The organism is Kitasatospora sp. NPDC015121 (assembly GCF_055562955.1).
The window spans coordinates 107195-120999 of the sequence record NZ_JBVHEH010000005.1; the positions used below are offsets into that span (position 1 = coordinate 107195).

The following is a 13805-nucleotide window of genomic DNA, read 5'->3' on the forward strand; positions in this document are numbered from 1 at the left end:
ATCGGCGGCCGGAGTTGTCACAATGGGACGGTCCCGGTCGGTACCGGTCTGGTCTCAGCTGACGGCCTGCCCGGGGCCGCTCAGGTTCGCCCGGTAGCGTATCCGCCAGCAGCGGGTGTACCCGCAGCCGGATTCCGTGGCCCGACCGTGAAACCGCGGCGGCGGGCGGCGCGTCCGAAGAGAGCGTGCGGGGACACCTACGTCACATCCTCACCGGCCGGTGGGGGAGAGGGTCGGAGATATGGAAGAGCCTCGTCGCCTAGGCGGCAGGTACGAGCTCGGCGGCGTCCTGGGACGCGGTGGCATGGCCGAGGTGTACCTCGGCCACGACACCCGGCTCGGCCGCACGGTCGCCGTGAAGACCCTCCGCACCGACATGGCCCGCGACCCGTCCTTCCAGGCCCGGTTCCGCCGCGAGGCGCAGTCCGCGGCCTCGCTCAACCACCCGGCCATCGTCGCGGTCTACGACACCGGCGAGGACTACATCGACGGGATCTCCATCCCGTACATCGTCATGGAGTACGTCGAGGGCTCCACCCTGCGCGAACTGCTGCACACCGGGCGGCGGCTGCTGCCCGAGCGGGCGCTGGAGATGACCATCGGCATCCTGCAGGCCCTGGAGTACTCGCACCGGGCCGGCATCGTGCACCGCGACATCAAGCCGGCCAACGTGATGCTGACCCGGCAGGGCAACGTCAAGGTGATGGACTTCGGCATCGCGCGCGCGATGGGCGACGCCGGCATGACGATGACCCAGACCTCCGCGGTCATCGGCACCGCCCAGTACCTCTCCCCCGAGCAGGCCAAGGGCGAGACCGTCGACGCCCGCTCCGACCTGTACTCCACCGGCTGCCTGCTGTACGAACTGCTCACCGTCCGGCCGCCGTTCGTCGGCGACTCGCCCGTCGCGGTGGCCTACCAGCACGTCCGCGAGGAGCCCGCGCCGCCGTCCTCGTACGACCCCGAGGTGCGCCCCGAGATCGACGCGATCGTGCTCAAGGCGCTGGCCAAGGAGCGCGACTACCGCTACCAGTCCGCCGACGAGATGCGCGACGACATCGAGCGCTTCCTCGACGGCCTCCCGGTCAACGCCGCCCAGCAGGCGGCCTACGGCATGGGCGCGGCCGGCTACGGCTACGACCAGGGCGGCAACCAGTACGACCCGTACGGCCAGACCAACGTGCTGCCCCAGCAGGGCGGCGGCCCGACCACCATGCTGCCGCCGCTCGGCAACCAGCAGCCGGCCCCTTACGGCGGCTACCAGGACAACGGCTACAACGGCGGCGGCGGGGACGGCTACGACAACGGCTACGAAGGTCGGGCCGGGCGCCGGCGCGAGGAGCCGCCGAAGAAGAACAACACCTCCTGGATCGTGCTCGCGGTCGCGGCGGTGCTGGTCCTGGTCGGCGCGTTCTTCGTGGTCCAGTCGATGATGAAGACCAACAAGGGCGCCGGGAAGACCAGCGTCCCGAGCCTGAGCGGGCTGAGCCTGGCCGACGCCACCAACGCGGCGAAGGCGCAGAGCCCCAACCTCAAGGTGCAGGTCGGCGACCCGGTCGCCAGCTGCCCCGACACCAAGGTCCAGAAGGACCAGGTCTGCACCCAGACGCCGGTGGTCGGCGGGCAGATGGCCGACGACGGCACCATCACCGTGCACCTGGCCGCCGCGGCGGCCCAGGTCGACGTGCCCGACGTGACCTCGCAGTCCAAGGACGCCGCGTCCAAGGCCCTCAAGGACAAGGGCTTCGACGTCAAGATCACCTACGCCAACGACGACAAGGTCGAACAGGACAAGGTCGTCTCGCAGGACGTCAAGGGCAAGGCCGCGCCGGGCGCCACGGTGACCCTGACCGTCTCCTCCGGCCAGCAGAAGGTCGCGGTGCCGAACGTGGTGGGCAAGCCGCTGGACGTGGCCAACCAGACGCTCAGCGACGCCGGCTTCTCGGTCACGACCACCAACCGGTCCGTCACCGACAGCTCCCAGGTCGGCCAGGTCCTCGACCAGAACCCGAAGACCGGCCAGGCCAAGCAGGGCAGCCAGATCACCCTGGTGATCGGCAAGCAGGCCGACAAGGTGCTGGTGCCGATCACCGCCGGGCACACCTACAAGCAGGCCTTCACCGACCTGCAGAAGGCCGGCCTGATCCCGCAGGTGGTGTCCGGCCCGCAGGACGACAACGCGATCGTCGTCAACAGCGACCCGGGCTCCGGCCAGGTCGAACCGAACACCGTGGTCCGGCTCTGGACCCGGCCGGGCGACAAGCAGCCGACCAGCCCCGGCACCAACAACTGACGCCGGGAGCAGCACGACGGCCGAGGGGCCGTACCGTCCGCGGACGGTACGGCCCCTCGGCCGTCCCCCGGCCCGCCGCTCAGCGCAGCTCGGGCGGCGGGGTGCGCCCCGCGTCCACCGGGTCGACCCGGACCAGCTCGGCCCAGACCGCCATCCGGTAGCGCGAGGTGTACACCGGCGTGCAGGTGGTCAGCGTCAGGTAGCGGCCCGGGCCGGTGAACGGCGAGCCCTCGGGGACCGGCGCGACCACGCCCACGTCGTACTTGGAGGTCTGCGGCAGCGTCCCGGCGACCCGGTAGACGTACCAGGAGTCCCGGGTCTCCACCACCACCGGGTCGCCCGGCACCAGCCGGTCCAGGTCGTGGAACTTCGCGCCGTGCCCGTCCCGGTGCGCCGCCAGCGCGAAGTTTCCCTCGGCGTCCCAGGGCATCGCGGAGCGGTACGGCTCCTCGTAGACCCCGGCCACGCCCTCGTTCAGCACCTCGGCGGTGGTGCCCATCCGGATCAGCGTCTGGTCGCCCCGGCCGAGGGCCGGCACGTGCAGGAAGCCCACGCCGTCCCCCGCCGCGTACTGCGGCACCGGCGCGGCGGCGGCCGGTTCGCCGGGCGGCGCGGCCGGGACGGTCCAGGCCTGCCGCAGCCGGTCCCCGGCCCGGCCGGCGGCCCGGTCGGCCACCACGTCGGTCCACCACAGCGAGTACCCGACGAACAGCGCCAGCACCAGCCCCAGGGTGATCAGCAGCTCCCCCGCCAGCCCCAGGGCCACCGCCAGCCGTCCGCGCCGTCGTCCCCGCCCGCCCCGAATGGCTGTGCCCATGGTGCCGCGCCTCGCTAGCTCATCAGCTCATCGCCGGGTCAGCGCCTCCGGCTGGCCCTGGCTCCTCGGCCGTTCCTCGACCATCTTGCCAAAGACGATCAGCCTTCCCCGGGCACTGAACTCCGGCGTGCATGTCGTCATGGTCAGGTAGCGGCCCGGCCCGGTGAACGGCGAGCCCTTCGGGACCTTCTGCAGCACCGTCACGTTGGTCGGCGGCGTCTCCGGGATGCCGCCCGCCACCTCGTACGTGTAGTACGACGTCGCGGTCTCCACCACGATCCTGTCGCCCGGCACCAGCTGACCGATCTTCCGGAACGGCTGGCCGTGCGTGGTGCGGTGCGCGGCGACCGAGAAGTTGCCCTCCGGGTCGGAGGGCATCGCGGTGCCCGCGTAGTGGCCCACCAGGCCGTGGTCGAGCACCTTCTGCTTGTCGGTGCCCTCGGCGATCGGGTAGTCCAGGCCCAGCTTCGGGATGTGGATGATGGCGAAGCCCTGCCCGGGCGCGAACGTCGTCTGCGGGACGGGCGCGGCACCGCCGCCACCGCCGCCACCCCCGGACGGCACCGGCTGCTGCGCCCACTGCTGCTCCAGCTTGTCGCTGGCGGCGCCGGCGTCCCGGTCGGCCAGCACGTTGGTCCACCACAGCTGGTACGAGACGAACAGCAGCATCAGGGCGCCGAGGGTGATGAACAGCTCGCCCACCAGGCGGGCGAGCACCACCCGCTTGCGCTCCTTGGGGCGCGGCGGCCGCGGCCCGGTGCGCTTCCCGGTGGCCCGGCGGCGGCCGGTGCCCGCGCCGCGCCGCCGGTCGACCGGCGCGGACGGCCGGGGTACCGGCCCGGCGGCGGCGGTGTCGGAGAGGCGCAGCTTCAGGGTCCGTTCGGCCGGGGCCTCCTCGTACACGCCCCAGTCGTCCGGCTCCCCCAGCTCCTCGGGAACGCCCCCTTCCGGGCGCACGGCGGTCACCGCGTCAGCCCCGGCCGATGACCGGGGCGAGGCCCGCCGAGCGGCCCACCGCTTCCGGGAAGCCGCACTCGGCGAGCCAGTTGGCGAGCATCCGGTGGCCGCCCTCGGTGAGCACCGACTCCGGGTGGAACTGGACGCCCTCGATCGGCAGCTCGCGGTGGCGCAGGCCCATGATCACGCCGCTGTCGGTGCGCGAGGTCACCACCAGCTCGGCCGGCACGGTGGCCGGGTCGACCGCCAGCGAGTGGTAGCGGGTCGCGGTCAGCGGCGAGGGCAGGCCGGCGAAGACGCCGCCGTCCTCGTGCAGCACCGGCGAGGTCTTGCCGTGCAGCAGCTCGGGCGCCCGCCCGACCACCGCGCCGTGCGCCACCGCGATCGACTGCAGGCCCAGGCACACCCCGAACAGCGGCAGCCCGGTCTCCGCGCAGTGCCGCACCATCTCCACGCACACCCCGGCCTCCTCGGGCGTCCCGGGCCCGGGGGAGAGCAGCACCCCGTCGTAGCCCTCCCCGCCCGCCCGCGGCCGGGCGTCGGCCACGGTCAGCTCGTCGTTGCGGATCACTTCGCAGACCGCGCCCAGCTGGTACAGGTACTGGACGATGTTGAAGACGAAGCTGTCGTAGTTGTCGACCACGAGGATCCGGGGCGGTCTGCCGGCGGAGGTCATCGCTACTCCTGGGGTACGGGTGCGTCGGGGATCGGACGGGGGCGGAGCGGTGCCGGGCTCAGCCGCCGGCGCCCTGGTCCACCGTCACGTTCCCGAAGGGGAGCAGCGGCTCGGCCCACGGGAAGACGTACTGGAACAGGACGTAGACCACCCCGAGGACGAGCAGCAGCGCGACCAGCGCGCGGACCGGCGCGGGGCCCGGGAGATGCCGCCAGATCCAGCCGTACATGGTGCTCCTCGGTGTTTCGGGTCTGCACAAGCGTAGACGCCCGCCGGCCCGGCCCAGGAAGGTATCCGCGCAACAGGCCGTTCACGGCGGCCGGGCCGGTCGTGGACGGGGTCCGGCGGGGGTCCGGCGGGTCCGGCGGGGGCTTCTCCCGGGGCCGGGCTCAGGGGGTGCCGGCGGAGCGGAGGTCGGCGGAGCCGGTGTAGCCGGGCAGGGTCAGCTCGCCGCTCTCCTGGACCTTCCAGCCCAGGCCGTAGGCGGCCACGTAGCCCAGGTAGTTGCGGATGGTCGGGTCGGCGTCCACCGCGGCGCGCAGCGCGTCGGTCCTGCCGACCGCGCGGATCACGTACGGCGGCGAGTAGACCCGGCCCTGCAGCAGCAGGGTGTTGCCGACGCAGCGCACCGCACTGGTGGAGATCAGCCGCTGGTCCATCACCTGGATCCCCTCGGCGCCGCCCCGCCACAGGGCGTTCACCACGGCCTGGATGTCCTGCTGGTGGATCACCAGGTCGTTGACGCCGGGCTCGGGGACGCCCGGGATCCGCGCGGTGGCGTCCGGCGGGGCATCGTCCAGGGTGACGGTCAGCCCGGGGCCGCGCAGCGGGTCGAGGCCCGCGGCCCGCTCCAGCTCGGCCAGCCTGGCGGCGTCGTCCGGGCTCTGCCCCTGCTGCCGGGCGAGCCGGTCGGCCCGGTCCCGGTCCGCGGAGACCTGCTCGGAGAGCTGCTGGTTCTGGGTGGAGCGCTGCTGTATGACGTCGCTCAGCTTGAGGAGCGAGTTGTCGGTGCGCAGATCGGTGCCGTGCGCGGTCCGCGCGCTGACGTAGAACAGCAGACCGGCGAGCGCGAAGACGGTGCAGGTCAGGGCACGTCCGACAATTCGCCCGCGACGGGGGCGCGGAGCCGGGGACGGCGAAGAAATCGTGGAATCAGGCACCGTACCCTTATCTCCTTATGACCCGGCGAGCCACTACGCTAACGGACGCCGGTGGCATGTGCGGAGGACCGACCGTACGGACCGGCCCACCCTTTGCCGCCCGCCCACGCTGACCCACCCGCGCGGTCACAGCGCATCGACAGGAGAACCCCTCGTGCCGAAGTCTCGACTCCGCAAGAAGGCCGACTACACGCCGCCTCCGAGCACCGCGACGGCCGTGAAGATCAGTTCCGGCCGGAGCTGGGTGGCACCGCTCATGCTGGTGTTCTTCCTGGTCGGCCTGGTCTGGATCGTCACCTACTACGTGACCAGCGGCGACTGGCCGGTCGGTAGCTGGGGCAACTGGAACATCCTGGCCGGCTTCGGCTTCATCGCGGCGGGCTTCGGCGTCTCCACCCAGTGGAAGTGACGCCGGGCCGAACCGCCCGGCGGGCCCCGGCCCGACCGCTCCCGTAGCACCCCCGCACCGCTCCGGACGCCCGCTCCGGAGCGGTGCGCGGGCTGCCCCGGCGGAGGCCGTGACGCAGCGTCCGAACGTTTATCCACAGGGTTGTCCACAGTGGGGAAAACTCGCCCGAGCCTGTGGATAACTCGCAACGCAGCAGGATAACGCGCGTAGAGACCGGAAATCCAATCGACCGGCCCGCCCCGGCTGTGGACAGACCTCAGCCCGGCAGCCGGGCCGTGCCGACCAGCAGCATCAGCAGGCTCACCGCCAGCACCCCGGCCACCGTCAACCCCTGTACCAGCCGCCGGTTCTCCCGTCCGGGGTACATCATCCCGACGGCGAGGGCGACGCCGGCCGCCAGGCCGCCGAGGTGGGCCCGCCAGTCGATGCCGTCCATCGAGAAGGTCAGCACCAGGTTCACCACCAGCAGCGCGATCACCGGCTGCAGCGGGATCCGGTTGACCCGGAACAGCACGCCGGTCGCGCCCAGCAGGCCGAAGATCGCGCCCGAGGCGCCGACCGCGAACATCTCGGAGCCGGTCAGCAGGTAGCCGAAGGCGTTGCCCGCGATCCCCGCCAGCAGGTAGAGCGCCAGGAAGCGGGAGCGGCCCAGGGCCCGCTCCAACTGCGGTCCGAGCACCCAGAGCGAGAACATGTTCGCCGCGACGTGCATCAGGCCGCCGTGCACGAACTGCGCGCTGACCAGCCGGTACCACTCCAGCGGGCCCTCGGCCACGCCGTCCCGCAGCCCGGGCACCGGCGCCCAGCTGTACATGCCCAGGGTGCGCTGCCAGGACCTGTCGACGTACTCGGTGAGCAGGAAGACCAGCAGGTTGATCCCGATCAGCACCTTGGTGACCAGCGCCCCGTCACCGAGCGCCAGCAGCCCGCCGGCCGCGTTCCTCGGCTGCCGGGCGGCCCGCTCCTGCCGGGCCTCGGCGCCGTGCACGCACTCCGGGCACTGGAAGCCCACCGCGGCGGGCACCATGCACTCCGGGCAGATCGGCCGCCCGCACCTGGTGCAGCCCACGCCGGTCTCCCGCTCGGGGTGCCGGTGGCAGCCGGGCAGGCCGCTCCCCCGCCCCTCGCCCTGGCCGTCCACCGGCGTCGACCGCACGGGCTCCTCCGGATGCATCGCCGCTGTCCCTCCTCAACGAGACGGTCCCGGCGCCGCCCCCGTCGCGACGACGGGGCACCACCGGGACCGCCCAGGCTACTGCCCGCCGCCCGCCCGGGGCGGCGGACTCGTCCGACCCCGGGCCGGACGCGGCCGGCTCCGACCGGGGCCGGCCGTTCTCGGCCGTTCTCAGCCGCGCGAGACGACGACCTGCTCGATCACCACGTCCTCGACCGGGCGGTCGTACGGCTTGGTGGTGGCGGTGGTGGCGATCGCGTCGACGACCTTCCGGCTGGCCGGGTCGGTGACCTCGCCGAAGATGCTGTGCTTGCGGTTCAGCCAGGTGGTCGCACCAACCGTGATGAAGAACTGCGAGCCGTTGGTGCCCGGGCCGGCGTTGGCCATGGCCAGCAGGTACGGGCGGTCGAACGAGAGGTCCGGGTGGAACTCGTCGGCGAACTTGTAGCCCGGGCCGCCGGTGCCGTTGCCCAGCGGGTCGCCGCCCTGGATCATGAAGCCCTCGATGACCCGGTGGAAGACCGTGCCGTCGTACAGCGGCTTGGCGGCCAGCTCGCCGGTCTCCGGGTTCCGCCACTCGCGGGTGCCCTCGGCCAGCTCCACGAAGTTGGCGACGGTCTTCGGCGCGTGGTTCGGGAAGAGCTTGACCACGATGTCGCCGCGGTTCGTCTTCAGGGTGGCGGTGAGTTCCTCAGCCACGGACATACCTTCCTATCGCTTGCCTGACTATCCGATGAATCATCCCACGTGGGTCGCGGACGGCTCAGTCGAAGGTGCTCGGCGGACAGGCAGCATGCATGATCTCCTAACAGGTGGACAAGTGCATACCGGACCACACCGGACACCCGCCGAGAAGGAGAAGCCCGTGAGCCGTACGGACACCGCGCGCGAGACCGCCGGACGGGCGAAGGACGCCGTGGCGCCCTACGCCGTCTCCGCCAAGGAGGCCGCCCTGCACTACGCGGAGGAGGCCAAGCAGGTGCTCGGCCCCCGGCTGGAGACGCTCGGCCCGAAGGCCGCGGCCGCCGGCGCGCAGGCCAGGGCCGGGGCCGGGCAGGCCGCGCACGCCGCCCGGGTGCAGTACGCCAAGCACCTCGCCCCGCACCTCGAACACGCCTTCACCAGCCTTCCCCCGGACACCCAGAAGGCCGCGCTCCGGGCCGTCCACCGGGCCCAGGAGGCCGCCCTCGCCGCCAAGCTGTCGGCCGGGCAGGCCGCCGGACAGGCCCGCACCACCGTGGTGCCCAAGGTCGCCGAGACCTTCCAGGCCGCCCGGGACAGCGTCACCCCGATCGCCCAGGAGGCACAGACCCGCGGCGCCGCGGCGGTCACCGCGCTGCACGGCCACGTCACCGCCGCCGAGATCAGCGCGCTGGCCGCGAAGAACGCCAAGAAGCAGCACCGCAACGGCTGGGCCACCGGCCTCGCGGTGGCCGGCACCCTGGCCATCGGCACCGGCGTGCTGGCCTGGCAGTGGTACCGCAAGCAGAACAACCCCGAGTGGCTGACCGAGCCCCCGGCCCCGGCCACCCCGGCCCCGGCCACCCCGGCGTCCGTCACCGACCCGGCCGGCGCCTCCTCCGTCACCACGGTCGCCCCCTCCCCCGCCGCGCCGACGCCCCCCGCGCCCGGCGGCGCCGACGGCGCGGACGGCACCCCGCTCGGCAAGACGGTGCTCAACGGCTCCGTCCCGCGCGAGGAGCCCGCGGACGACGCCCGGCCGGAAGCCAGGCCCGCCGACGAGGACCGCCCCAAGCCGCACGACCCGCGCAAGCCGCACTGACGCCGTACCGGCGGCCCCGCGGGCACGCGAACGGCCCCCGACCCGGGAGGAAACCGGGTCGGGGGCCGTTCTTCGACCTGTGGAGCCTAGGGGAGTCGAACCCCTGACATCTGCCATGCAAAGACAGCGCTCTACCAACTGAGCTAAGGCCCCGAGCAACGGGGGATAGCCTACCCGCTCGCGGGCAACCGCCCACGCGGGTTACGGACCGGCCGCGGCCCGTGCCCCGCGGACCGGTCCAGAAGACTTCGTCAGTCGGCGCTCAGCGGCCGGCGGGGACCGGGTCGGTCGCCTCGGTCCACAGGTCCTGCTCGGCGCGGTCCGCCTGGACCTGACGGTAGACAAAGAAGCCGCCGAGGGCGACCAGGGCGACCAGGAGGAGCTTCTTCACCGCGGGACCTCGTCCTTCTTGCTTGCTTGGATGGGGGAGCACGAACCAGCGGTCAGGGTGCAGACCGCCCTGGGGCCGATGATACACACCGGTAACCGGTTCGAGAGCGGCCCCCGCCACCGTCAACCGACCGATCCGCCACCGGCTTTGACACACCGGCGACAGTAGGATCGTCCGACCGCGAATCGCCCGTGCGGATCACCGCCACCCCGCCCTCCAGGTCCACCCGGGAACGCGGCGGCGCGCCCTCGCCCTCCTCGTCCCGGAGCATCAGGGTGGTCCTGCGCTGCTCCAGCTCGGCCTGCTTGCCGGCCGCGAACTGGGCGTGCAGCTGCTCGAAGCCGGTCGCCGAGACCTGCCCTTCCCGGCCCGTCCCGCGCCAGGGGACCCAGCGGCTGCGGCGCGCCCGCAGCGCGACCTGGTCCACGAACGCCAGCACCACCAGCGCGCAGACCAGGCCCGGCAGGCTCATCGCCCAGAAGACGCCCACGCCCCCGACAACGCGCCCGGGCGCGCCGCCGTTCCCGCCCGGCGGCACGCCCACCCCCCCCCGCCACCGGCTACCTCCGGCGCCGCCTCCCCCGCAGGTGGGCCACGTCCCGGCGGATCGCCCGCACGTCGTCGGCCAGGCCGTCCAGCCGGGCGTCCACGACGTCGATCCGGGTCTCCTGCCGGGCGATCCGCTCACCGATCGCGGTGATCAGCACGCCCTGCGCGTCGAGCCGCCGCTCGACCGCCCCGACCGACACCACCAGCCCCGAGACCACCGCCGGCAGGTCCTCCAGCGTGAACGCGTACACCGGCTCCTGCGCGTACGGCGGCACCACCGGCTCGTCCTCCTCCGGCAGGTGCGCCCCGAACGGCTCCAGTCCGTCGATCCGCCGCCGCCAGGCCTCCACCGCCGGGTCCCGCCGCCCCGCCTCGTACTCGTCCCAGCGCAACTCGCTCCACCGCCGCCACGGCCGGGCCCGGAACGCGTGCACCACCGGCGGCTCCACCACCGGCCGCGCCGCCTCCTCCACCGCGTCCAGCAGCCGCCCGCGCACCCGCCGGGCCACCTCGCTGTCCCGCAGCAGCATCGCGACGTTCAGGACGGCCCGCCGGGGGTAGAGGGCCACGCCGTTGCCGCCGCCCTGCGGACGGCCGTAGGGGCTGTCCGCGGGCGGGGTGGGGGCGGAGGGGGTCCCGCCACCCCCTGCCGTGCCGCTGACCTGCCAGCCATTCGTTTTGAATGTCTGGTTCCCGGGGTTGTCCACAGGCGTGAGAACGGTGAACCCGTTGCCCTCCAACTCCTGCCGGTGGCGGCGGAGCAGGCTGTGGACGGTGGGTTCGCCGACCTCGAAGTAGTCCGCCACCATCCGCGTGGTGGCGTACAGCCCGTCGGGCAGCAGGACGAGGGCCTTGACCTCGTCGAGGACTTCGGTGCGCTCGCACAGGCCGCTGCGGAGCGTCCTGGATTCGAGCAGCGCGGCTTCCATGGACATGGGTTGCCTCACAGGGTGAATGAAGACATGACGTGGGAACCGCCCGGGAGCCCGGGGCGGGCGGGGCCGGATCATCCGCCGGCCGGAGCAGAGGTCGCGCTACGTCCCACGTCACCCGATGGCCGGTTCTGTCGCCCGGCTATCCCCGACTTCACATCAGTTTCGAGTCAGCTCACCCTGTGTTGCCTCTGCGCACCGGGCCCAACGAGCGGGCGGGCGGCGGGGTTACGGGACAACACGTCGAAGGCCCCGATCACCAGGTGATCGGGGCCTTCGCGCCGGTGGGCCTAACAGGACTTGAACCTGTGGCCTCTTCCTTATCAGGGAAGCGCTCTAACCGTCTGAGCTATAGGCCCTTGCCGCACTGAAAGATTAGCGGACCGACGGCCGATCTCCCAAATCCATATCCCGGGGGCCCTCCGGACGGCCCTGCTCGCGGTGCTGCTCAGCGGCCCCGGCGAGCCACTCGGGGCGGGTCGGGGGGAGGCCGGAGGCGCCCGCGGGGGTGGGGCGGACGGCCAGGACCTGGTTGACGCCGATGTGGTTCTGCTCGAAGGAGACGGCGGAGGCGGCCATGTAGAGCCGCCAGACCCGGGCCCGGCCGCGGCCGACCAGGGCGACGGCCTCGGGCCAGTGCGCCTCCAGGTTGGCGACCCACTCGCGCAGGGTGCGGCCGTAGTGCTCGCGCAGCGCCTCGACGTCGCGGACCTCCAGGCCGGCCTGCTCCAGCCGGGAGACGGTGGTGCCGACGGGGGAGAGCTCGCCGTCGGGGAAGACGTAGCGGTCGATGAAGGGGGAGAGCCGGTAGGTCTCGCCGGGGCGCAGCGGGCGGCGGGCGATCTGGTGGTTGAGCAGGCGGCCGCCGGGGGCGAGCAGGTCGTGCAGGTGGCGGGCGTAGACGAGGTACTGGGCGGAGCCGACGTGTTCGGCCATGCCGACGCTGGAGATGGCGTCGAAGGGGCCGTCGGGGATCTCCCGGTAGTCCTGGAGCCGGATGTCGACCCGGTCGGCGAGGCCGGCCTCGGCGACCCGCCGGCGGGCCAGGGCGACCTGCTCGGTGGAGATGGAGACGCCGACCGCCTCCACGCCGTAGTGGCGGGCCGCGTGCAGGACCAGGGAGCCCCAGCCGCAGCCGACGTCCAGCAGGCGCATGCCGGGGCGCAGGCCGAGCTTGCGGCAGATCAGGTCGAGCTTGGCGGTCTGGGCGTCCTCCAGGCTCTTGGCGGCGGGCTCCCAGTAGGCGCAGGAGTAGACCAGGCTGGGACCCAGGACGAGCCGGTAGAAGTCGTTGCCGACGTCGTAGTGGTGGCTGATCGCGGCGCGGTCCCGGCGGCGGCTGTGGGCCCGGCCCCGGCGGTGGCGGACCTCCTCGGGCGGGGGCGCCGGGTTCGGGCCGAGGGCGCCCTGGCGCAGGGCGGTGGCGAGCAGGCGGCGGCCGGGGGCGCCCAGGTAGTGCCCGGGCCGGGGGCGGGGGGCGTCCGGGTCCTCGGCGAAGGCGGCGACGGCGGCCAGCACCTCGTACAGGTCGCTGTCGGGGGCGACTTCGAGGTCGCCGGCGACGTAGGCGCGGGCCAGGCCGAGCTCGCCGGGGGACCAGAGCAGGCGGCGCAGGGCGCGGCGGTTGCGCAGCACGACGGTGGGGGCTCCGGGCGGGCCGGCCGTGGAGCCGTCCCGGGCGCGCACCCGCAGGGGGAGCGGGCGTCCGATCAAGTCCTCGACCGCGCCGACGAGTTGCTGGGCTTGCTGTGCCATGGCGGACCTCCCGAGCCGTCGTACCCCTCCGGGACGCCCGGTGGCCGCCGCGCGCGGCCGGGCGGCCCGCTGGCCGTTCCCGTTGTTCCATCTGTGCACGTCGGGCCGGTGCGGCAACCCCGGCGCGCCGGGTGGTTCACCCGATCGCTCCGGGACGGCGAAGGGCCCCGGAGGCTTCAACAGCCTCCGGGGCCCGGGTAATTCCGCGGGGAAGGTGGTTCTGACCGGGGGTCAGTCCTCCTCGGCGAGGGTCAGCTCGACGCCGCCGGTGAAGCCCGCCGCCGAGTTGTAGATGAACGCGGCGAGGGTGGCCAGGGCGGTCATCAGGACGATGTCGACCAGGGCGATCAGCACGGTGAAGAGCATGACCTTGCCGAACCCGATGTAGTCCATCAGGTCGAAGGCGCCGGAGCCGTCGGCGCCGCTGCCGGTGACGTCCTTCAGGGTGCCGGTCAGCGAGGAGAAGACGCCGAGGCCGTCGAGGGTCATCCAGAGCACCGCGGCGGCCACGATGATGATCACGCCGAGGGCCAGCGACAGCAGGAAGCTGACCTTCATCACCGACCAGGGGTCGACCTTGGTGACCCGCAGCCGGGCCCGGCGGGTCCGGCCGGGGGCGCCGGCGGCCGGGGCCGGGCCGGGGCGGCGGGCCGGGCTGCCGGGGCCGCTCGGACCGCCGGAACCACCCGGGCCGCCGCCGGGCGCGCCCGGGGCGCCGGGGACGCGGGTGCCGCGCGGCGGGGTGGGCTGGCCCTTGGCGTAGGTGGTCGGCTGCGAGAAGCCGCCCGCGGGCGGAGTGCTCGGCGGCGGCGGCGGGGTCGGGCCTCCGTAGGCCTGCTGCCCGCCCGCCAGGCCGCCCGTGGCACCTCCAGCACCCGTGGCTCCGCTCACCGTGGTCCTCCCGAACCG

At 73.4% G+C, this 13805-nt stretch carries 15 protein-coding genes and 2 tRNA genes; 3 read left to right on the forward strand and 14 right to left on the reverse strand.

Features of this window, described 5'->3' with window-relative positions; genetic code table 11:
• Positions 1–241 precede the first annotated feature (241 nt).
• Positions 242–2293 carry a Stk1 family PASTA domain-containing Ser/Thr kinase gene (gene pknB / locus ACZ3J7_RS08555; RefSeq protein ID WP_465618218.1) on the forward strand — a complete coding sequence of 684 codons (2052 nt, stop codon included), beginning with the start codon at positions 242–244 and terminating at the stop codon, positions 2291–2293.
• Positions 2294–2372: 79 nt separating this feature from the next.
• Here pknB and ACZ3J7_RS08560 read toward each other — a convergent pair whose 3' ends face one another.
• The 5 genes from ACZ3J7_RS08560 to ACZ3J7_RS08580 form a co-directional block, all read right to left on the reverse strand.
• Complete coding sequence (locus ACZ3J7_RS08560; RefSeq protein WP_465618220.1) at positions 2373–3110, reverse strand: class E sortase; 738 nt, start codon at positions 3108–3110, stop codon at positions 2373–2375.
• Between the two features lie 27 nt (positions 3111–3137).
• Entirely contained in the window at positions 3138–4067 is a 930-nt protein-coding gene (locus ACZ3J7_RS08565; protein ID WP_465618222.1) for a class E sortase, read from the reverse strand.
• 13 nt (positions 4068–4080) lie between these two features.
• Positions 4081–4743 (reverse strand): aminodeoxychorismate/anthranilate synthase component II, encoded by a 663-nt coding sequence (locus tag ACZ3J7_RS08570; protein ID WP_465618224.1) that lies wholly within the window; start codon positions 4741–4743, stop codon positions 4081–4083.
• A 58-nt stretch (positions 4744–4801) separates the two neighbouring features.
• Entirely contained in the window at positions 4802–4972 is a 171-nt protein-coding gene (locus tag ACZ3J7_RS08575; RefSeq protein WP_400948723.1) for a hypothetical protein, read from the reverse strand.
• A 160-nt stretch (positions 4973–5132) separates the two neighbouring features.
• Positions 5133–5903: a DUF881 domain-containing protein gene (locus tag ACZ3J7_RS08580; protein ID WP_465618226.1), complete on the reverse strand. Its 771-nt coding sequence runs from the start codon at positions 5901–5903 to the stop codon at positions 5133–5135.
• Positions 5904–6057: 154 nt separating this feature from the next.
• Here ACZ3J7_RS08580 and crgA point away from each other — a divergent pair, with 154 nt between their 5' ends.
• A complete protein-coding gene (gene crgA / locus ACZ3J7_RS08585) occupies positions 6058–6312 on the forward strand; it encodes a cell division protein CrgA (protein WP_465618228.1) in 255 nt (84 codons plus the stop codon).
• Between the two features lie 256 nt (positions 6313–6568).
• Here crgA and ACZ3J7_RS08590 read toward each other — a convergent pair whose 3' ends face one another.
• A complete protein-coding gene (locus ACZ3J7_RS08590; RefSeq protein WP_465618230.1) occupies positions 6569–7486 on the reverse strand; it encodes a rhomboid family intramembrane serine protease in 918 nt (305 codons plus the stop codon).
• A gap of 171 nt (positions 7487–7657) precedes the next feature.
• Positions 7658–8185, reverse strand: a complete 528-nt coding sequence (locus tag ACZ3J7_RS08595; protein ID WP_465618232.1) for a peptidylprolyl isomerase — start codon at positions 8183–8185, stop codon at positions 7658–7660.
• Between the two features lie 166 nt (positions 8186–8351).
• Between ACZ3J7_RS08595 and ACZ3J7_RS08600 the strand changes: the two genes are divergently transcribed.
• Positions 8352–9269 carry a DUF5324 family protein gene (locus ACZ3J7_RS08600; RefSeq protein ID WP_465618234.1) on the forward strand — a complete coding sequence of 306 codons (918 nt, stop codon included), beginning with the start codon at positions 8352–8354 and terminating at the stop codon, positions 9267–9269.
• Positions 9270–9349: 80 nt separating this feature from the next.
• Here the strand turns inward: ACZ3J7_RS08600 and ACZ3J7_RS08605 are convergent.
• From ACZ3J7_RS08605 to ACZ3J7_RS08635, 7 genes are all read right to left on the reverse strand, one after another.
• Positions 9350–9422, reverse strand: a tRNA-Ala gene (locus tag ACZ3J7_RS08605).
• 109 nt (positions 9423–9531) lie between these two features.
• The gene (locus ACZ3J7_RS08610; RefSeq protein ID WP_014137031.1) at positions 9532–9660 is read right to left on the reverse strand and encodes a DLW-39 family protein; all 129 of its coding nucleotides are present in this window, start codon (positions 9658–9660) and stop codon (positions 9532–9534) included.
• A 52-nt stretch (positions 9661–9712) separates the two neighbouring features.
• Entirely contained in the window at positions 9713–10150 is a 438-nt protein-coding gene (locus ACZ3J7_RS08615) for a DUF6191 domain-containing protein (protein ID WP_465618236.1), read from the reverse strand.
• A gap of 70 nt (positions 10151–10220) precedes the next feature.
• Complete coding sequence (locus tag ACZ3J7_RS08620; protein ID WP_465618238.1) at positions 10221–11144, reverse strand: hypothetical protein; 924 nt, start codon at positions 11142–11144, stop codon at positions 10221–10223.
• Positions 11145–11426: 282 nt separating this feature from the next.
• Positions 11427–11500 (reverse strand) — tRNA-Ile (locus tag ACZ3J7_RS08625).
• Positions 11501–11516: 16 nt separating this feature from the next.
• Positions 11517–12896 (reverse strand): class I SAM-dependent methyltransferase, encoded by a 1380-nt coding sequence (locus ACZ3J7_RS08630; RefSeq protein ID WP_465618240.1) that lies wholly within the window; start codon positions 12894–12896, stop codon positions 11517–11519.
• Between the two features lie 231 nt (positions 12897–13127).
• Positions 13128–13787, reverse strand: coding sequence for a DUF3566 domain-containing protein (locus tag ACZ3J7_RS08635; protein ID WP_465618242.1), 660 nt, complete (start codon positions 13785–13787; stop codon positions 13128–13130).
• Between the last annotated feature and the right edge of the window lie 18 nt (positions 13788–13805).

Bases quoted from the DNA above. Each gene is read 5' to 3' on its own strand.
- pknB (WP_465618218.1), top strand. From the start codon at position 242: ATGGAAGAGCCTCGTCGCCTAGGCGGCAGGTACGAGCTCGGCGGCGTC.
- ACZ3J7_RS08560 (WP_465618220.1), bottom strand. From the start codon at position 3,110: ATGGGCACAGCCATTCGGGGCGGGCGGGGACGACGGCGCGGACGGCTG.
- ACZ3J7_RS08570 (WP_465618224.1), bottom strand. From the start codon at position 4,743: ATGACCTCCGCCGGCAGACCGCCCCGGATCCTCGTGGTCGACAACTAC.
- ACZ3J7_RS08575 (WP_400948723.1), bottom strand. From the start codon at position 4,972: ATGTACGGCTGGATCTGGCGGCATCTCCCGGGCCCCGCGCCGGTCCGC.
- ACZ3J7_RS08590 (WP_465618230.1), bottom strand. From the start codon at position 7,486: ATGCATCCGGAGGAGCCCGTGCGGTCGACGCCGGTGGACGGCCAGGGC.
- ACZ3J7_RS08620 (WP_465618238.1), bottom strand. From the start codon at position 11,144: ATGTCCATGGAAGCCGCGCTGCTCGAATCCAGGACGCTCCGCAGCGGC.
- ACZ3J7_RS08630 (WP_465618240.1), bottom strand. From the start codon at position 12,896: ATGGCACAGCAAGCCCAGCAACTCGTCGGCGCGGTCGAGGACTTGATC.